General features: G+C 30.9%; 20 protein-coding genes. 14 read left to right on the top strand and 6 right to left on the bottom strand.

Annotated elements, in window-relative coordinates; genetic code table 11:
* A complete protein-coding gene (locus Q0739_RS02835) occupies positions 1-1,350 on the top strand; it encodes an exopolysaccharide biosynthesis polyprenyl glycosylphosphotransferase (protein ID WP_298237181.1) in 1,350 nt (449 codons plus the stop codon).
* On the opposite strand, the gene Q0739_RS02830 is transcribed toward Q0739_RS02835, so the two are convergent.
* Genes Q0739_RS02830 through Q0739_RS02820 form a run of 3 tightly spaced genes read right to left on the bottom strand, consistent with a single transcriptional unit; the run spans position 1,347 to position 4,929 of the window.
* On the bottom strand, positions 1,347-2,519 hold the full coding sequence (locus Q0739_RS02830; protein ID WP_298237180.1) for a glycosyltransferase family 4 protein: 1,173 nt from the start codon (positions 2,517-2,519) through the stop codon (positions 1,347-1,349). The genes Q0739_RS02835 and Q0739_RS02830 overlap by 4 nt on opposite strands.
* Entirely contained in the window at positions 2,519-3,613 is a 1,095-nt protein-coding gene (wecB, locus tag Q0739_RS02825; RefSeq protein WP_298237179.1) for a UDP-N-acetylglucosamine 2-epimerase (non-hydrolyzing), read from the bottom strand. Before wecB ends, Q0739_RS02830 begins: the two co-directional genes overlap by 1 nt.
* Positions 3,610-4,929, bottom strand: a complete 1,320-nt coding sequence (locus Q0739_RS02820; protein WP_298237178.1) for a phenylacetate--CoA ligase family protein — start codon at positions 4,927-4,929, stop codon at positions 3,610-3,612. Before Q0739_RS02820 ends, wecB begins: the two co-directional genes overlap by 4 nt.
* A gap of 203 nt (positions 4,930-5,132) precedes the next feature.
* On the opposite strand from Q0739_RS02820, the gene purD reads away from it, so the two are divergent.
* Positions 5,133-6,404 (top strand): phosphoribosylamine--glycine ligase, encoded by a 1,272-nt coding sequence (purD, locus tag Q0739_RS02815; protein WP_298237177.1) that lies wholly within the window; start codon positions 5,133-5,135, stop codon positions 6,402-6,404.
* On the opposite strand, the gene Q0739_RS02810 is transcribed toward purD, so the two are convergent.
* Positions 6,399-6,626, bottom strand: coding sequence for a uracil phosphoribosyltransferase (locus Q0739_RS02810; RefSeq protein ID WP_298237176.1), 228 nt, complete (start codon positions 6,624-6,626; stop codon positions 6,399-6,401). The genes purD and Q0739_RS02810 overlap by 6 nt on opposite strands.
* Positions 6,627-6,694: 68 nt before the next feature.
* Here Q0739_RS02810 and Q0739_RS02805 point away from each other — a divergent pair, with 68 nt between their 5' ends.
* Complete coding sequence (locus Q0739_RS02805) at positions 6,695-7,618, top strand: DUF6427 family protein (RefSeq protein WP_298237175.1); 924 nt, start codon at positions 6,695-6,697, stop codon at positions 7,616-7,618.
* Here Q0739_RS02805 and upp read toward each other — a convergent pair.
* A complete protein-coding gene (gene upp, locus Q0739_RS02800) occupies positions 7,607-8,266 on the bottom strand; it encodes a uracil phosphoribosyltransferase (protein ID WP_298237174.1) in 660 nt (219 codons plus the stop codon). The two genes, Q0739_RS02805 and upp, sit on opposite strands and share 12 nt — an antisense overlap.
* A gap of 144 nt (positions 8,267-8,410) precedes the next feature.
* Here upp and Q0739_RS02795 point away from each other — a divergent pair, with 144 nt between their 5' ends.
* Both Q0739_RS02795 and Q0739_RS02790 read left to right on the top strand, forming a co-directional pair.
* Entirely contained in the window at positions 8,411-9,016 is a 606-nt protein-coding gene (locus Q0739_RS02795; RefSeq protein WP_298237173.1) for a DUF4254 domain-containing protein, read from the top strand.
* Positions 9,017-9,089: 73 nt separating this feature from the next.
* Positions 9,090-10,109 carry a glycosyltransferase family 9 protein gene (locus Q0739_RS02790; protein WP_298237172.1) on the top strand — a complete coding sequence of 340 codons (1,020 nt, stop codon included), beginning with the start codon at positions 9,090-9,092 and terminating at the stop codon, positions 10,107-10,109.
* 88 nt (positions 10,110-10,197) lie between these two features.
* Here the strand turns inward: Q0739_RS02790 and Q0739_RS02785 are convergent, their stop codons facing one another.
* Positions 10,198-11,259 (bottom strand): ferredoxin--NADP reductase, encoded by a 1,062-nt coding sequence (locus Q0739_RS02785; protein WP_298237171.1) that lies wholly within the window; start codon positions 11,257-11,259, stop codon positions 10,198-10,200.
* 122 nt (positions 11,260-11,381) lie between these two features.
* Between Q0739_RS02785 and Q0739_RS02780 the strand changes: the two genes are divergently transcribed.
* From Q0739_RS02780 to atpH, 9 genes are all read left to right on the top strand, one after another.
* Complete coding sequence (locus tag Q0739_RS02780) at positions 11,382-12,860, top strand: DUF5687 family protein (RefSeq protein ID WP_298237170.1); 1,479 nt, start codon at positions 11,382-11,384, stop codon at positions 12,858-12,860.
* Between the two features lie 12 nt (positions 12,861-12,872).
* Complete coding sequence (locus Q0739_RS02775; protein ID WP_298237169.1) at positions 12,873-13,568, top strand: ABC transporter ATP-binding protein; 696 nt, start codon at positions 12,873-12,875, stop codon at positions 13,566-13,568.
* A 281-nt stretch (positions 13,569-13,849) separates the two neighbouring features.
* Entirely contained in the window at positions 13,850-16,417 is a 2,568-nt protein-coding gene (locus Q0739_RS02770; RefSeq protein ID WP_298237168.1) for a hypothetical protein, read from the top strand.
* 11 nt (positions 16,418-16,428) lie between these two features.
* Positions 16,429-16,854 (top strand): polymer-forming cytoskeletal protein, encoded by a 426-nt coding sequence (locus tag Q0739_RS02765; protein WP_298237167.1) that lies wholly within the window; start codon positions 16,429-16,431, stop codon positions 16,852-16,854.
* A complete protein-coding gene (locus tag Q0739_RS02760) occupies positions 16,805-17,044 on the top strand; it encodes an AtpZ/AtpI family protein (RefSeq protein ID WP_298237166.1) in 240 nt (79 codons plus the stop codon). Before Q0739_RS02765 ends, Q0739_RS02760 begins: the two co-directional genes overlap by 50 nt.
* Before the next feature lie 581 nt (positions 17,045-17,625).
* A complete protein-coding gene (gene atpB, locus Q0739_RS02755) occupies positions 17,626-18,717 on the top strand; it encodes a F0F1 ATP synthase subunit A (protein WP_298237165.1) in 1,092 nt (363 codons plus the stop codon).
* 47 nt (positions 18,718-18,764) lie between these two features.
* The gene (gene atpE, locus Q0739_RS02750) at positions 18,765-18,959 is read left to right on the top strand and encodes an ATP synthase F0 subunit C (protein WP_104735064.1); all 195 of its coding nucleotides are present in this window, start codon (positions 18,765-18,767) and stop codon (positions 18,957-18,959) included.
* A gap of 81 nt (positions 18,960-19,040) precedes the next feature.
* Positions 19,041-19,541, top strand: coding sequence for a F0F1 ATP synthase subunit B (locus tag Q0739_RS02745; RefSeq protein WP_298237164.1), 501 nt, complete (start codon positions 19,041-19,043; stop codon positions 19,539-19,541).
* A 7-nt stretch (positions 19,542-19,548) separates the two neighbouring features.
* Positions 19,549-20,085: an ATP synthase F1 subunit delta gene (gene atpH, locus Q0739_RS02740; protein WP_298237163.1), complete on the top strand. Its 537-nt coding sequence runs from the start codon at positions 19,549-19,551 to the stop codon at positions 20,083-20,085.
* Positions 20,086-20,138: the final 53 nt, after the last annotated feature.

Here is a 20,138-nt window from a genome sequence, read left to right as displayed (position 1 = left end):
TTGAGCTATAAACAAAATAGATATTCAAGTCTAATTAAACCATCATTCATAATAATTGATTTAATAATACTTAATTTAAGTATTATTAAATCTGAAATAAGTTTGACTGATATTAATTTATTTTGTCTTTATATTTCGGTGTCTTGGATTCTAATTTCTATTAAGAATCACTTTTATGAAGTAGAGAGACATACAAGAATAATACAAATTATTCCTTTGTTATTAAAACAATTTTTATTTTTCACTATTACACTTTACGCATATATTGGATTTTTCAAACAACCAATTATTAGCAGGTTAGCACTTATAAATTACTTATTGTTTGTTCTACTGCTAATCATTGTTTTTAAATTTTTTGCATTCTTTCTGTTAAAAAAGTACCGCGCAATATTAGGAGGAAACATAAGGAGAGTGATAGTTATAGGTAAAAATGAAAAAACAAGACAATTAATAAATACCTTTAAGAAACGATTAGATTTTGGGTATAATTTTAAGCATCAGTTTAGTATTAGTGATACTGACTCACTAAAGCAATGTTTTAATTATGTTATTAAGAATAATATAGATGAAATATATTTTTCAGTTGCAGAGTTGTCCAATAAGCAAATTAATAAATTAGTTGATTTTGCAGATAATAACTTAAGAGAATTAAAATTCATACCAGATAACAAGGATATTTATTCAAAAAAGCTTAAGTACGAATATTATGATTATATACCTGTGTTGTCTTTTCGTACAATTCCATTACAGGAGCCCGTTAATAAGTATTTTAAACGTGTGTTTGATATTTTATTTTCGTTAGGAATTATCTTTTTTATACTTTCTTGGCTAACACCAATTTTAGCAATTTTAATAAAATTAGAATCTAAAGGGCCTGTTTTCTTCAAACAATCGAGAAATGGATTCAATTACCAAGAGTTTGATTGTTATAAATTTAGATCAATGACTCCAAATAAAAGCGCCCATTTAAATCAAGCTACTAAAGGGGATTCAAGAGTCACTAAAATAGGAACCTTTATTCGAAAAACTAGTATTGATGAACTCCCCCAATTTTTTAATGTTCTTTTTGGAGATATGTCTGTGGTTGGACCAAGACCACATATGGTTAGTCACACAAATATGTATGCGCAAAGAATTGATAAATTTATGGTAAGGCATTTTGTAAAGCCTGGAATTACTGGTTTAGCACAAACTAGTGGTTTTAGAGGAGAGGTCGAAACAGATAAGGACATTATTGGTCGTGTTAAATATGATATTTTTTATATTGAAAATTGGTCCTTATTATTAGATTTAAAGATTATTTTTCAAACATTAATGAATGCCTTAAAAGGAGAAGAAAAGGCCTATTAAAGTTTAATTACAAATTCCTCTAGTTGATTTATAAAATTAAAATTCTCAATAGCTTTTGATTGAATTTTAAGTTTACTTTTATACCCAATTTCTACTTTCTTAATTTCAGAAATAACTTTATTCAAATCATTATAACTCCCAGCCTTAGCAACCCACCCTAAATGATGGTTTTTAATAATTTTTTCGCCTTCACCACCACCAAAATAAAGCATATGGATACCTAAATAAGCGTATTCAAATATTTTTGAGGGTACAGACCCATAAATTCTGTTAAGCAAGGGAATTATAGTTATATCGTATTTAGTTAATTCTCTGTGTATTTCTTTTCTTGAAACTTCACCATGATAAACCACATCTAAAGCGGCATTACTTTCAATAAGATTTTCGATTTTTTTTTGTTCTGCACCAGCACCATAAATATGTAATTGCACATTAGAGTAATCCAATTCTTGACATAGCTTATAAACTCCTTGTGCGACGCCTAACAAACCAGCATAAACAATTTGAAGTTTTCCATGCTCTCCATGCGAAACATCTTTTTTAAGAAGAGTTGGTGGGTTAAAACTAGGATAGTTGCGATATAAAAACGTTTCTTTATCTGGAAACTTTGACTTTACATGTGCTAATATTTCTTCACTTTGACCAAGAATTAGATTAGCATTTTTATAATTAAATGATTCTATACGTTCAAGTAACTTATAACTCCCATCTTTTTTTAGTGCTCCTAATTCTAACCCTGCTAGAGGCCATAAATCGCTTACGTTTAAAATGAGCTTTCGTTTTTTTGATCGTAAAAAAATCATTGCAGTAAAAGCCACTAATAAAGGTGGTGATTGTACAATAACTGTTTTGGGAATTTTATTAGTAACGAAAAACCACAGCAAACTAAAGCTATAGGAAAGCATAGCAAATAAACGTAAGAATTTATTCTTTGAATTACTTGCATAAATCCACAGGCGATGGATTTTTATACCGTTTTCAATTGAATCGATTTTAAAATAGCCTTTATAATTTTCAAAAATCCTTCCTGTTGGATAGTTAGGTAATGGAGTGACAACCGATACTTTAAATTCATGTTGCTGCAAGCCTTCAGCTAGATGAAGAATACGGTTTGAAGCTGCGCCAGTTTCTGGAGGAAAGTAGTTGGTTATAATTAAAATATCTTTCACTATAATTGATAAATTTCAATTAAATGATTAACAATTCGTTTTGCAGCAAGGCCATCCCATAATTCTGGAATTTGTCCTTGTTTCCAATGCCCTGAAAGTAGAATGCTAAATGCATTTCTAATTTTATCAACATCATTTCCTACTAAAATGTTAGTACCAATATTACATGTTTCTGGTCTTTCGGTAGAATCTCTTAAAGTAATACAAGGGACATTCATTACTGTTGCTTCTTCAGTAATTCCACCAGAATCTGTTAATACTGCCAGAGCATTTTTAACCAAATAATTAAATTCTAAATATCCTAAAGGTTCTACATAATGTAGGTTTTTAAAATTTAAATTAAGTTCACTTAAAAGTTTTTGAGTTCTTGGATGTACAGGAAAAATAATTGGGTAATCTTTCCCTAAAGTTACAATTTGATTAATAAGTGTTTTTAAACTTTTTTCTTCATCTACGTTACTTGGTCTATGAAGTGTTATGACTAAATATTTTTTATTTGTTAATTTTAACTCATCCCACAATTTAGGTTTTCTTAATCTATTTTCATTTTTAAGTAATGTGTCAATCATTACATTGCCGACAAAAGAGATGTTAGATTCTGAAACGCCTAATTGCTTTAAATTTTGATTGGCATGAGTTGAGGTTGTAAAAAAATAATCTGTTAAACTATCTGTAACAATTCGATTTATTTCTTCAGGCATTCGCATATCGCCAGATCGAATTCCTGCTTCAACATGCGCTACTTTTATTGCTGCTTTTTTAGCAACAATGGTACACGCCATGGTGGAGGTAACATCGCCTACAACCATAACTAAATCACAAGGGTTTTGTTTCAACTCTAATTCAAAACCAATCATTATGGCAGCAGTTTGTTCTGCTTGCGAACCACTTTTTACCTCTAAATTACTATCTGGTAAGGGTATATTTAATTCTTCGAAAAAAGTACCACTTAAATTTTTGTCGTAGTGTTGGCCAGTATGCAGGAGTCTATAGCTTATGTCAAAACCGGCTTCTTTTTTCTCTTTAATAGCTTCAATAATTGGAGCTATTTTCATGAAGTTGGGTCTAGCACCAGCTACTATGGTAATATTCATGTATTTTGATTTAAGTAGGACGAAAACTGTTTCAATTTACCACTTTTTGAACGAATTAATTTTTCTCTTCTTTCAAAAAGAATAGTCAAGCCTTTTTCTAGGTAGTTTTCCATTTCTATTTTAATAACGTTTGCTTTATTAATAGAAAGATCTTCAGTACTTACGTAATATATTTTGAAAGTGTCGAGTTTTAATTGTTCAATTACAAACTCTTTAACCTTAGTATCTTTTTCAATAATACTTTTGGTAACATAGTAAAAAGTTAATCCCGCTGCTTTTTTTCCGCTAGGCAAAACAGCAATATCATTGGTTCTGCCTATTAGTTTTTCTAATATTGGTTTTTTCGGTGTGCTTTTTTTTGAGAGTATCCCAATATCTCCAATATCATATCGAATAAATGGCTGTGATTTATTGTATAAAGATGTAATTACTAAACGGCCTTCTTCTCCATATGGCAGTTCTTTATTATCATCATCTAAGATTTCTACAAAAAGCGTTTCACTATTAACAATCCATTCGTTATTTCTGTTTTCAAAAGCTAATAGATCTAATTCTGAGGCACCATATTCATTAACAACAGGAACGCCAAATTGGTTTTCCATAAGGCGTTTATCATCTTCAAAAAGCATTTCAGATGTTACAACACAAGCTTTTAAAGTAGGACAAATTTTTTTAAGTATTATATTTTTACGATGAAGAAATTTTGCAAACTGTGCAATTGGGCTTGTATAGCCATTCATATATACAAAAGGCTTTTTTTTAAAAGTGATTAACCAGTTTTCAAGAGCGACATCACTTAAATCAAAGACATTGAATCGAAAACGATTACTTATGAAGTCTTTTAGCTTTTCAGTATAATAACCTTTTTTATCCAATGGAATACCATAAAACCGAGCTTGCTTGGTAGTGTTAAAATTAAGATCAAACCAAGAAAATCGATCCATAATAACACTCCATGTTAAAGCATGTGTAAACTTGTCTTTAGAAAAAATAAAAGGATGTCCTGATGCTCCAGATGTTTTATCTATATAAGTATTATTTTTTGTAAAACCATCAGATAAAAGAGTTTCTAAAGGTTGCTGTAAATCATTTTTTGTCATGACTGGGATACTATTCCAATCTTCATGATTAACATTTTTAGCAAAATTTTTATAAAAAGAATTGTTTTTTAAATGGTAACTAACAATAGCCTGTTTTTGTGATTTTACATATAAGTTAAACTCATCGGTATTTTTATTTTGAACATTCTTTAATAGACCTTTTGCTTTAGCAATAGGAAAACCAGAAAGTTGTAGAGAGATATTAAATAAATTCAAGTTAAGAAACATATATTTTGTAAAGTAAATAAAAAATATTCGTGTATTCGTAGCATTAGTTTTATTTTTGCGAACTACAAAATTGCTTTTAATACATAGTATTAAAAACAATACATTGTCATTCCCGTGAAATCATAGATTCATGAATTCATTAAAATGAAATCAAAGTCAATGAATAAAACGGGAAAATAAAAATTTATGATATGAATATTTTAGTCATTGGCTCTGGAGGGAGAGAACATACATTTGCTTGGAAAATAGCACAAAGCCCATTATGTAATAACTTATTTGTAGCACCAGGTAATTCTGGGACAGCTCAAGTGGCAACTAATGTGAACATTAGTGTTACAGATTTTGACTCCATAAAAGAACTTGCTATAGAGAAGGAAATAGATTTGGTAGTTGTGGGACCTGAAGATCCATTAGTACAGGGAATTCATGATTATTTTTTAAATGATAATGCCATAAAACACATTTCGGTTATTGGCCCTCAAAAAGTAGCGGCAGAATTAGAGGGCAGCAAAGAATTTGCTAAAGAGTTTTTGTATAGACATAATATTCCAACAGCAGCTTATGAGAGTTTTACTAAAGAAACTGTTGAAAAAGGATATGCTTTTCTAGAAACGTTAAATGCTCCTTATGTTTTAAAAGCAGACGGACTAGCCGCAGGGAAAGGGGTTGTTATTTTAAAGGATTTAATTGAAGCCAAAGCGGAACTAAAAAGTATGTTAGTTGATGCTAAATTTGGTGAAGCAAGCACTAAAGTAGTTATTGAAGAGTTTTTAGATGGTATAGAATTAAGTTGTTTTGTTTTAACCGATGGTAATAATTATAAAATCCTACCAACAGCAAAAGATTATAAGCGTATAGGTGAAGGCGATACAGGATTGAATACTGGTGGAATGGGAGCCGTTTCTCCAGTACCATTTGCAACCGAGGAGTTTTTAAGTAAAATTGAAGAGCGTATAGTAAAACCTACTATTGATGGCTTCAAAAAAGATAATCTACCTTATATTGGTTTTGTGTTTATTGGACTAATAAAAGTAGGTGACGACCCAAAAGTTATAGAGTATAATGTAAGAATGGGAGATCCTGAAACAGAAGTTGTTTTACCAAGATTAAAGAATGATTTTGTTGAAATTCTGCAAGCTATGGCTAAAGGGACTTTAGATAAAATTAATATTGATATTGATGACAGGGCAGCTACAACAATTATGACCGTATCTGGAGGTTATCCTGAAGCGTACGAAAAAGGTAAGGAGATTACAGGTGTAAATAATATTGTAGACTCTATTCCTTTTCATGCTGGAGCTCAGCTAGTAGATGGAAAAATTGTGACTTCGGGTGGGCGTGTTATGGCAATTACCTCGTATGGAGATACTTACCAAGAAGCCATAAAAAAATCTTACCAAAGTATAGAAAAACTATATTTTGATAAGATGTATTATCGTAAAGATATTGGTTTCGATTTATAAAAACGAATGCGAAGAAATACTTTTGTCTTCTTCGTTATTGTCATTAAATATTTTGAGCTGCTTCATCCAATAAAGCATGGCAACAAAACCTATTATAAGGAAAATCCAAGAAATAGAATTAGCAGCAAACCAATTTTCTAACTCTAAAGATCTTAATGCATCATAAGGAGCAAATAATACATCTACAAATAAATCTTGTATTGCGTAAAAGAAGTCTTTCATAGGTACTTATTGTTTTCTAACCACATTATAGTTAGTATATTTACAAGGCAAAAATACAAAAACAGTTAATGATTACAAGCATTTTTAGTAAATCTAAGCCAATAAATTTCATCATTGTTTTTTTTATCACACTTTTGGCTTTTACAGTCACTTATTTTAAACTAATAAATGAGCCTATAACTATAGACTTTGTTTTAAAACAAGTCGTATTATTTTCAATATGCTATATATCGATTTTAGTTCTTAATTTTATTGTGAGTAAGAATAAACTAACTAAGAATAATAACTATGAAATTTTACTCTATAGCCTATTTTTATTAGCAATAGTACAAACAACTACAAATATTAATATGTTGTTTGCTAATTTTTTTGTGTTACTTGGGCTTAGAAGAGTTCTTAGTATTCGATCGCAAAAAAATGTAAAAAAAAAGCTATTTGATGCTGCTTTTTGGATAGCAATTGCATCATTATTTTATTTTTGGGCAATTTTGTTTTTTATAGTAATTATAGTCTCTTTAATTCTGTATACAGATAATAAACTTAACCATTGGATAATTCCTTTTTCTGGAGTCCTTACAGTTTTTCTTATAACAGTTTGCGTTTCTATTATAAGGTACGACGATTTTTTTAGTGCATTTAATACTTTACCCAAAGTTAGCTATGATTTTAGTAGCTATAATTCAACAGCATTCATAATTGCTATTACCATGTTATTTTCTTTTGGAATATGGTCTACCATATTTTTTATTAAAACAATAAAGCAAAAAAAGAAAGCTTTTAGGCCTTCTTTTAATGTTGTTTTAATAGCTATGTTAGTTGCATTTATAGTTGTGATTTTTGCTCCCGAGAAAGATGGAAGCGAATTCTTATTTATGTTTGCGCCATTGGCAATTATAATTACTAATTATATTGAGGTTATTCAAGAAAAGTGGTTTAAAGAAGTGTTTTTGTTACTCCTTATACTAGTACCGTTTGTGATTTTAGTGTTGTAGTTTTTCGCCAAAAGCCAAATCTCCAGCATCTCCTAAACCTGGTACAATATATCCTTTTTCGTTAAGGGTTTTATCAATAGCAGCAATCCATAAATGAGTGTTTTCTGTAAATGAGTTGTTAACAAAATCAACACCTTCCTGTGCTCCAATAACACTTACTAAATGCACTTCTTTGGGTTTGCCAAAAGGCTTTAGAGCGTTGTAAGTAGCTACAATTGATTGTCCTGTGGCCAACATTGGATCTGCTAAAACAAGTGTTTTACCTTCTAAGCTTGGACAGGCTAAATATTCGACAATAATTTCAAAACTTTCTGGATTGTTTTTATGATGTCTGTATGCTGAAATAAAAGCATTTTCGGCAGCATCAAAGTAGTTTAATAATCCATTGTGTAACGGTATACCAGCTCTTAAAATAGAGCATAAAACAATATTGTCTTCAATTAAATTAATAGAACAATTTTCTAGAGGAGTTATAACTTCAGAGGATTTAAAATTTAATGTTTTGCTTAATTCATAACCTAAAATTTCTCCAATACGTTCTATATTTCGTCTAAAGCGCATGCTATCTTTTTGAATATTAGTGCTTCTTATTTCTGAAATAAAATTATTTAAAATTGAATTTTGGTCAGATAAATTGTGAATAATCATGTCTTGAAACTAAATTTAAATAGTAAAGTTAGTAAAACCAAAGGTTAAAATGTATAGATGAATCTTAATTAAGAATTGCAACTAGCCTTTTAATATAGATTCTTGTATAATTTATGTAATTTTGTACTTCAAAATTTATAGAACATGTTTACAGAAAAAGCTAATAAAATATTTCAAGATGTTATTGCCAAATATCACATTGTTAATACAGTAGATCAACCTTTCGAAAATGAGTATCCTGAAAGTGATTTGCTAGAACATTTGTTATATAGAAAATGTTGGATAGATACTGTACAATGGCATTATGAAGATATTATCAGGGATCCACAAATTGACCCTGTTGCAGCATTAACTTTAAAACGTCAAATTGATGCTTCCAATCAAGACAGAACAGATATGGTTGAGTATATAGACAGTTATTTTTTAGAAAAATATAAAAATGTTTCTGTTAAGGACGGTGCAACCATTAATACTGAAAGTCCAGCTTGGGGCGTAGATAGATTATCTATTTTAGCTTTAAAAGTGTACCATATGAATGAGGAAGCAACTCGTAATGACGCTTCCGCGGAACACAAAGCAGCTTGTCTGAAAAAATTAGATATTTTATTAGAACAACGTGTTGATTTATCAACAGCAATCGATACACTTTTAAACGATATTGAGAATGGCGATAAATACATGAAAGTATATAAGCAGATGAAAATGTATAATGATGATGAATTGAACCCTGTTCTTCGTTCTCAAAAATAACTATTTGTTATCCTGAGGTGTCACACTGAGCGCAGTCGAAGTGCTGTTTCTGGATTTCTTCATCTTCTTTAAGATGCCAAAACAAAAAAACATTCTAGTTATACGTCTCTCAGCTATGGGAGATGTTGCGATGACGGTTCCTGTTTTAAGAGCACTAACTCATCAATATCCAGAATTAAAGATAACCGTTTTAACACGTGCCTTTTTTAAACCTTTTTTTAGAGGTTTGAATAATGTAACAGTCTTTTCAGCAGACCTGAAAGGGAAACATAAAGGTGTTTATGGATTGTATAAATTAGCTAGAGAACTAAATAAAGACAATCAGTTTTATGCAATTGCAGACTTGCATTGTGTTTTAAGAAGTAAAATTTTAAAATTTTTTCTAAGATACAAACACTTTATTAGCATTAATAAAGGCAGAAAAGAGAAACGTTTTTTAACAGATGGAAACGTATTTACTCAATTAAAAACAACACATCAGAGATATACCGACGTTTTTAATGAATTGGGGTATCCAATAGACCTTAGTAAACCAACTTTTCCGGAAAAAGCAGTTCTAAATGAAAAAACAAAGTATTTAATTGAATCTAATCATAAAAATCTAATCGGAATTGCACCATTTGCCGCTCATGAAGGTAAAATGTATCCTTTAAATTTAATGAAAGAAGTAATTAAAACGCTTTCTAAAAATTATAAAGTTGTTTTATTTGGTGGTGGTGTCAAAGAAGCCCAAATTTTAAATGATATTGAAAATAAATATAATAATGTTGTAAGCGTTGCAAACAAACTAGCTTTAGACGAAGAATTAGATATAATTTCGAACCTAGATGTAATGCTATCAATGGATTCTGGAAATGGGCATTTAGCCGCTATGTTAGGAGTGAAAGTGGTAACTATTTGGGGTGTTACGCATCCATTTGCTGGTTTTGCACCCTTTAATCAACCAAAAGATTATGCTTTATTAGCAAATCGAAATAAATTCCCTAAAATACCAACTTCTATTTATGGGAATAAGTACCCAGAAGGTTACGAGCATGCCTCAGGAAGCATTAAACCCGAAACAATAGTTAATAAAATTAAGTCTATAATTTAAGGTTTGTCATTCCTGCGAAGGCAGTAATCTTATGAAATGAATCTATATTACTGCCAAGTGGATTACTGCCTTCGCAGGAATGACAGTTTTAAACATCATCATAATCTACAATAATAGTAGGGGTGGTTGGGTGTGCTTGACAAGTTAAAATTAACCCTTCAGCAACTTCGCTTTCTGTTAATATATTGTTTTGTCGCATAGTCGCTTCACCTTCCTTAATGCGGGCTAAACAACTACTACAAATACCACCTTGGCATGAATATGGTGCATCTAAATCTTCATCTAATGCTGCTTCAAGAATAGTTTGTTTTGCAGACATTTCGAAAGTTGCTTCTTCGTCATCAACAATAACAGTTATTTTTGATTTTCCAGATGTTATACTAGACGATTCTTCTTTAATTTTCGCTGGTTTTGCAGCTTTAAATAGTTCGAAATGGATACGTTCTTCTTTAATGCCATGTTCGGTTAGTACATCTTTTACGGTATGAATCATCGCTTCTGGCCCACATAAATAAAAGGCATCAACGTCAACATGCTTGTGCTTGTTTTTCATCACATAATTAACGGTACTTTTTTCAATACGACCAAAAATCGAATTTTCTTCATCCTTTTGACTAAAAACAAACTGAATAGAAAAACGTTCCTTATAGCTATGTTGTAACTCAAGAAGTTCATTCAAAAACATAGTGTCTTGAGTAGACTTATTACCATAAACTAGTATTACTTTGCTATAAACCTCTTCTTCTAAAGCACATTTTATAATACTTAAAACAGGTGTGATACCACTACCAGCAGCAAACAGTGCTATGTTTTTAGTTTTAGAGTCGTTAGGTTGAAAAATAAATCGACCTTTTGGTGGAGCCACTTCTAAATTGTCACCAACTTTTAATGTGTTATTTGCAAAAGCCGAAAAAGTTCCATTTTTAACTTCTTTTACTGCAACTTTCAATTCACCGCTTTTAGGAGAAACGCATAGTGAGTAATCGCGACGTACTTCGTTGCCATCAACTTCTGTTTTTAAAGTTATATATTGACCTGCCTTAAAAGAAAAGATGTCTTTTAAGTTTTCTGGCAAATTAAATGAAATGCTTATAGCTTTTTCCGTTTCTCTTTTTATTGTTTTAACGGATAGTGTGTGAAATGATGACATGGATTAATTTTTAGCAAAAATACTAAAGTTGCTTTGTAAATTTTAACTTTGATTGTAACAATTCTATTAAAAACATCACTAACACATAGAATTCAATTTTTATTAATTCAAACTAGCCAAAAATGATAAAACGGTTTTTAAGTTTAGAGTGGAAATCTTTTTTTAGATCTGCCAGCTTTGGAAAAAGCTTAGGTATTAAAATATTTATGGGCTTTATAGCGCTTTATTTTATGGGAATATTTTTATTCATAGGCTTTTTTATGGATAAAATTTTAAAAGAAGTGTATCCAGATTTAGATCCACTTATAGCTTTTAATGGCTTGATATTCTTTTGGATATTAGGCGATATTTTAGTTAGGTTCTTCTTTCAGAAACTACCAGTAATGAGTGTTAAACCATTACTTAAACTACCAATTAAAAGAAAAACAATTGTCAATTACGTATTGGGTAAATCGGTAACATCGTTTATAAATTTTTTACCTTTATTTGCGGTCATTCCTTTTAGTATTAAGCTAATATATGGTGGGTATGATGCCTCTACAGTTTTAGTTTGGCTAATAGTAATGATACTATTAACCTTAATTAACAACTTTCTCAATTTTATTATTGAAAGCTTATCTGCAGAGACCGAGTTGTCATATTTACCAATTATTCTATTGGTTGGAGGTCTTTTTGCGTTAAATTATTTCGAAATAATAAATATTGCTCAAGCGCTTTCAAATGCAATAACAGCAATTTCTCAAACCCCTATTTTATTATTCATCCCAATATTAATTCTTATAGGGCTTTATGCTTATAATTTTAAATTATTGAGGCAAAAACTATTTTTAGATAGTGGCTTAAAAACTAAAATAAAAGAGGTGAATACTTCTAACTTAGAATGGACAAAGAATTTTGGAGATATTGCACCATTTATGCAGTTAGATTTAAAACTTATTTGGAGAAATAAGCGCACAAAGTCTTCAGTTTGGATGCTCGCTTTAGGGTTATTGTATGGTTTGTTTTTTTATCCTCAGCCAACATACCAAGATATGCCATGGTTTTTTGTTTTTATTGGAGTATTCTCTACCGGAATTTTCTTAATAAATTTTGGTCAATTTATTCCCGCATGGGATAGTGGCTATTACAAATTATTAATGAGCCAAAATATTAAGTACGAGCAATATTTAAAATCTAAATTCACTTTAATGGCAGTAAGTGTAGCTATATTATTTATACTAGGGATTCCTTATGTTTTCTTTGGTTGGAAAATTTTACTAGCTCATTTCGCAGCAGCTATTTATAATATTGGTGTTAACACACATGTTATTCTTTATGGTGGGTCATTTAACAGAAAAAAGATAGATTTAAGTCAGAAAGCGGCCTTTAATTATCAAGGTACAGGAGCTGTACAATGGCTTATAGGTATTCCTTTGTTATTGCTTCCAATGGGTCTGTTTGCGCTTTTCTATTTTTTAATTGGTTTTGAAATAGCCTGTTTAATACTCGCTATAATGGGAATTGTAGGCATTATTTTCCATCAAAGGTTTATGAAGGCTATTACTGCAAAATATTTAGAGTCAAAATATAAAATGATTGGTGCATTCGATCAAAACAACTAATAATATACAATTATGATAACAACATCTAATTTATCAAAAAAATACGCTGGAAATCAAGTTTTAAATATAGAGTCATTAGAAATTCCAAGAGGGCAAAGTTTTGGTTTAGTTGGAAATAATGGTGCTGGAAAAACAACATATTTTAGTTTGCTTCTAGATTTAATTCAACCAACAACGGGTTTTATAAAAAGTAATGATATTCAAGTAAACCAAAGTGAAGATTGGAAGCCATTTACATCTGCATTTATAGATGAGAGTTTTTTAATTGGTTATTTAACTGCTGAAGAGTATTTCTATTTCATAGGAGAATTACGAGGTCAAAATAGAGCCGATGTCGACAAACTAGTTAGCCAGTTTGAAGATTTTTTTCACGGTGAAATATTAGGTCAGAAAAAATATTTACGCGATTTAAGTAAAGGAAACCAAAAGAAAGCAGGTATTGTGGCTGCATTAATTGGCAACCCAGAAGTTATTATACTAGATGAACCCTTTGCAAATTTAGATCCCACTACACAAATTCGTTTAAAAGAAATAATAAAAGGACTAACTGAAAACAGAGATGTAACGGTGCTAATTTCGAGTCACGATTTACTACATGTTACAGATGTATGCGAGCGTATTGTTGTACTTGAAAAAGGAGAATTAGTTAAAGATTTGGTTACCAGCGAAGCTACTTTAAAAGAGCTTGAAGACCATTTTACTAACTAGGATTTTCTTCAAAATCCACTGTATTTTATAGGTTAATCGAAAAAGATGCTTATTTTTACCTACTTGCATAATATATGTAAGTGTTTGTAGTTATTTATCATACCGATTTGATTGCAAAAAGACATACAGAAAACGACGTTGCTTTTTTATTCTATAACGCTATGATTGATTTTCATACTATTTGTTATGTAAATCATGAATAAGGAAATAGGATAAAAAATGAACAAGTTTGAATATGTTATTTTTGCAACTAAAATTGGTATTAACCAAATAATCAGGTATTGAAAACATCTATAAAAGCCATACTAGCTTTAGTATGCTTCATATTTATACTCGCAAGTTGTTCTAGAAAAAAAGACAATTTTATAAGCAGAAACTTTCACGCTGTTGCAACAGAATTTAATGCGCTATATAATGGCTATTTGGCTCTTGAAGAAGGTAGAAATGACCTAAATGAAGATTATCGCGATAATTACTGGGAAGTTTTGCCAATAGAACGCATGGAAGTGTTCGATGAGATTGTATTGCCAGGACAATCTAAAAACGAAAGTTTTAGTATAGCAGAAGAAAAAGCCGTAAAAGCTATTCAGAAGCATTCTATGAACATTGGAGGCAAAGAGAAAAATCCTCAAATCGACGAAGCATATTTATTACTTGGTAAATCGCGTTACTTTGATCAGCGATTTGTTCCTGCATTAGAAGCATTTAACTTTATCCTCTATAAATATCCAGCGAGTGATAAAATAAACCAAGCAAAAATTTGGAGAGAAAAAACTAACATTCGTTTAGAAAATGATGAACTTGCTATTAATAACCTTAGACGCTTATTAGACCAAGAAGAACTCGAAGGCCAAGACTTGGCAGATGCTTCTTCTATGTTAGCGCAAGCCTATTTAAATACAAAATTAGTAGATAGTGCTATTGTTCAGTTAGAGATTGCATCTAATGCGACCAAAAGTGGTGATGAACGCGGCAGATATAAATTTATTCAAGGTCAGCTATATAACCAATTAGGCTATAAGGATAGTGCCAATATTGCGTTCGATAAAGTTATTGAACTCAACAGGAAAACGCCTCGAATCTATATGATAAGCGCTCATATAGAAAAAATAAAAAACTTCGACTATAACAGCGGAAATAAACAAGTACTATTAGAGCAGCTTACCGAGCTTGAAGAAAATAGAGAAAACAGACCGTTCCTAGATAAAATTTATCATCAAATAGCCGAATATCATTTAAATAATCAATCAGATTCTTTAGCGATTACATACTATAATAAATCACTCCGAACCAATACACAAGATAATTTACTCAAAGCGAAAAATTATGAAACGCTTGGTAATATGAATTTTGATGCTTCAGTTTATAGAGAAGCAGGCGCTTATTACGACAGTACCATGATAAACCTTGTGGTCGACTCTAAACCATATCGAATTATTAAGAAAAAAAGAGATAATCTTGAAGATGTTATCTATTATGAAGATGTTGCTCAAGTAAACGACAGTATTTTACATTTGGTAAATATGCCAGAAGCAGAAAGGTTAGCGTTTTTTCAAAAGTTTACAGACGATTTAAAAACTGCTACCGAAGAGGCTAAGGAAAAACGAGAAGCTGCAGAACGTAACAAAGGAATGATTACGGTTAATAATAACATTGGAGGTCAATTACCAAATGCAGGAGCAGGTCTACCAGGGCAAGCGGCTACGGCATTTTATTTTTACAACCCAACTACAGTAGCATATGGTAAGAATGAATTTGCTAAAATTTGGGGTAACAGAGCTTTAGAGGACGATTGGAGGTGGTCTAATAAAAGTAGTTCAAGCGGTTCTAGAAATCCTTTAAGGGGTGATGTTTTGGCAACGGCAACAGAAGAAGAATTATACAATCCACAGTTTTATATAGCTAAAATTCCTTCCGAAGAAGAAGAGATTGACAGTATTTCTAAAGAAAGAAACTTTGCCTACTACCAACTGGGATTAATCTATAAAGAGAAGTTTAAGGAATATGACCTAGCGAAAAGCAAATTTCAAAATTTGTTAAAGAGCAACCCTGAAGAACGATTAATTTTACCATCAAAGTATAATCTGTACAAAATCTATGAATTATTAGGAAAAAGTGATGAGGTCTCCATTGCAAAAAATGATATTGTATCTAATTATCCAGATTCAAGATATGCCACCTTATTAAATAATCCAGAATTGGCATCATTAACAGATGATAATAGTCCAGAAAGTTTATACGAAAAACTTTATGAGAGGCATGAAAATCAGGAATATGCTGAGGTGATTTCTAAGTGTGAAGAGTATATAACAGCCTTCGATGGCGAATCTATTGTGGCAAAGTTCGAACTTTTAAAAGCAACTGCTACAGGGCGATTATATGGATACAAGCCTTACAGCGAAGCCATTAATTATTTAGCCGTAACTTATGCGAATACACCTGAAGGGATGAAGGCGCAAGAGATTGAATCAAAAATTATCCCACAATTAGCAAATTTAGAATTTGTTCAATCTAATGATAGTATCGCTCAGAATTATAAAGTAGTCTTTAAGTTCGATAACACCGAAGTTTCAGAAATTAATACTTTTAAAGACACCCTTAGCGGATTTTTAAAGGACGTTAAATACTATAAATTAAAGGCATCTATAGATGTCTATGACCCTCAAACAACATTTGTGCTCGTTCATGGCTTAACAAATGAACAGATCGCAAAAACGTTTGATCAATTGTTAACTAAAGAAGATTGGCGCAAAATAGCAAAACCATATTTTGCGATGTCTTCTTCAAATTATCAAATTATTCAAATTCACAAGAATTTAGATTCGTATTTAAGCACAAATAACAATTAGCAAACAATATTATGTTCTCTGATAATAAAAAAGACAAAAACATGGTAGAAGGAACATCTAATCAAAATCTTATTGCTCAAGGCACTAAGATTGTAGGAGACCTTAATAGTGAAGGTGATTTTAGAATCGATGGCATTGTTGAAGGTAATATAAAAACCTCTGGAAAAGTAGTAGTTGGTAAACATGGTTATATAAAAGGAACTTTACAAGGTACTGACGCCTACTTTGAAGGCAAATTTTCTGGAAAATTGGCACTTTCAGGTACATTAACTTTAAAATCGGCAGCACACATTGAAGGCGAAGTGGTTGTTGGTAAATTAGCAGTAGAGCCTGGAGCAACCTTTAATGTAACATGTATGATGAAGGGAGCTGTAAAAGAAATGAATAATGGCTCACAGCAAAGACAACAAAAAGCAGAATCAGAAAAAACAGCTTAAAAACGTCGCTATTTTATCTGGTATAGGAATACAAATGGGTGTAACAATTTATCTGTTTGTTCTTTTGGGTAAGTGGCTAGATAATAAGTTTAATGAAGGCGATAAACTATTTATTATAATTATGACGCTTCTTGGCGTTGGTATTTCGCTTTATGCTGTTCTAAAACAGGTCAATCGAATAAAATATTAAATGAGTAACCCCTTTATTAGTTTTAGTATAAAAGTAATGTTGCTTTTAGTTGTCGGATTTGGTATTCACCTAGGCATTTTAAAATTCTTAAATCTTCCTTTATTCGAAAATAGAATACTAGTGTCCTATCTTGTTAATTTAACGCTAGTTATTGTTGTTTTTGGAGCGCTTTATTTATTGAAAGACAAATACACAAGCCAATTGGGTTTTTTATTCTTAATTGGAAGTTTTCTAAAGTTTGCAGTTTTTTTCATTGTTTTTTACCCTTTTTATAAGCAAGATGGTGAAATAACTAAGCTTGAGTTTGCCGCTTTTTTTGTGCCCTACGTTTTGGGATTAATTCTAGAAACACTGAGTCTAAGTAAATGGTTAAACAAATTATCATAATTCTATTTATGAATTCTTTATAATTGTATTGACAATAAGATTTATAGCGCAATAAAAACCCGTTTTAATAGTGTATTTTTCAATGAAAAAACCAATAACTATTTCATAATTAAATAAAAGATAAAATAATTTTTGTTTTTGAGATAAAAACATACCTTTGCACCGATTTTTAAGCCACTATTATATAGAGTGATATGCGAAGAAAAATATCTTTAAAACCAATTACATTATTATTGCTTTTATTAACCTTTGTTTCTTATGGAAAAGAGCAAGAGGGACACGGTGAAAAAGAAACCGAAAAAACTGCAAAGGAAGCTGTAAATGAATACATCCAACACCATTTAAAAGATTCTTACGATTTTGGATTGTTTTCGTACACTACAGATGAAGGCAAAGAAAAACATGTTGGCTTTCCATTGCCAGTAATTCTTTGGGATAATGGATTAAAAGTATTTTCGTCTTCTAAATTTCATCATGGAGAAACAGTTGCTGAGGTAGACGGAAGTTTTTATAAAAATCATCACGGGAAAATATATAAAGTAGATGGACCAAATGGAGAGATTATTGAAGACGACCATCACCACGCCACTAACGAAAAGCCTTTAGATTTTTCAATAACTAAGAATGTTTTTTTAATTATCCTAGTATTTGTTATTATGTTCTTTATGTTTAGCAAAATGGCTAAATCATACAAAAAGAACAACGGTATGCCAAAAGGTATGGGGCGTTTCTTAGAACCTATTGTGCTTTATGTGCGTGATGAGATTGCTATACCAAACATAGGTGAGAAGCACTACAAGCGTTACATGAGTTATTTATTAACGGTGTTTTTCTTTGTTTGGATTGTTAACTTATTTGGTTTAGTTCCAATAGGGATGAATGTAACAAATAATATTGCCGTTACATTATGTTTAGCTCTTATAACTTACGTTATTACAACTTTTTCAGGAAATAAAAATTATTGGAAGCACATTTTTTGGATGCCAGGGGTTCCTGTTCCAATGAAAATAATATTAGCTCCAATTGAATTATTAGGGACCATCATTAAACCATTTGCATTAATGATTCGTTTGTATGCAAATATTACAGCGGGTCACGTGGTATTAATGAGTATTATTGGTTTGGCGTTTTTAGCAAAAAACTGGTTAGGAACTCCATTGTCATTGTTTTTAGGGTTTGTGTTAGCAATATTAGAGTTGTTAGTAGCGGCTTTACAAGCCTATATTTTTACAGTACTTTCAGCATTATACTTTGGTATGGCTGTTGAAGAACACGAACACCATTAAGGTAATGTGTTATTAAATTGAATGTTTAATTAATTAATATATATTTTATGGAAATTCCAGCTATCGTAGGTGCAGGTTTAGTAGTAATTGGAGCAGGTATTGGTATTGGTAGAATCGGTGGTTCTGCTATGGAGGCAATCGCTCGTCAACCTGAAGCTACAGGAAAAATTCAAACGGCTATGCTTATTGCAGCAGCCTTAATTGAAGGTATTGGTTTCGCAGCTTTATTTGCTGTAAACTAAAACAGATTAAGAAACAGCTATAACGGTTGGTTATAGCTGTTCTTTTAAATTAAACATAAGTTTTTAGAAATATAAATTATTATGGGAAAATTATTTGAAGACTTTTCATTAGGATTATTTTTTTGGCAGGCAGTACTTTTTATTGCTTTAATTCTTTTATTAAAAAAGTTTGCTTGGAAACCAATTTTGGATTCTGTTAACGATAGAGAAGAAGGTATAAAAAATGCATTAGACTCTGCTGAAAAAGCAAAGTTAGAAATGGAAAACCTTCAGGCCGATAATCAAAAATTACTTAAGGAAGCAAGAGCAGAACGTGAGACTATGTTAAAAGAAGCACGTGAAATCAAAAATAAAATGATCGAAGATGCAAAAGGCGAAGCTCAAGAACAAGCAAATAAAATGATTACACAAGCACAAGCAGCTATTGAAAGTGAAAAGAAAGCAGCTATGACAGAACTTAAAAATCATGTAGCTGGTTTATCTTTAGAGATTGCCGAAAAAGTTGTGCGTACCGAATTATCTAACAAAGACAAGCAATTACAATTGGTTGAAACAATGTTAGATGAAAAATCATTAAACTAGTTATATAATGGCAGGAGCAAGAGCAGCAATACGTTACGCAAAAGCAATATTAAGTTTGGCATCAGATCAAAAATCAACAGATGTTGTAAATAATGATATGAAGTCTATTGCTAAAACAATTGCAGAAAACCAAGATTTAAGCAACATGCTTCAAAGTCCTGTAATACCTTCTTCAGCTAAAAAAGCGGTTTTATTAGATGTATTTAAAAGTTCAAATAAAACAACTTTAAGTTTAATTAATATATTGATTAGTAATAATAGAATAGATATTTTAGGCAATGTTGCTTCAAAATACAATCAGTTATTCGATCAATCAAAAGGAATTGAGATAGCTACTGTTACAACTGCAATAGCATTAACAGCAGATTTAAAGAAGAAAGTTTTAGCAAAAGCTAAAGAGCTTACAGGAAAAAATGTTGAAGTAGAAAATATTATAGATGAAAGCATTTTAGGTGGTTTCATTTTACGTATAGGAGATGTACAATACAACGCAAGTGTTGTAAATCAACTAAGTAAACTAAAAAGAGAATTTACATTAAATTAAAAATAGTTAGGGAAAGGTGTCTAACATCTAAAGCCTAACGTCTAATACTTGTC

It is taken from the genome of uncultured Algibacter sp., from assembly GCF_947487605.1.
Taxonomy (GTDB): Bacteria; Bacteroidota; Bacteroidia; order Flavobacteriales; family Flavobacteriaceae; genus Algibacter_D.
Note: the sequence above shows the minus strand (reverse complement) of the source record. Positions and strands in the feature narration are given on the sequence as shown.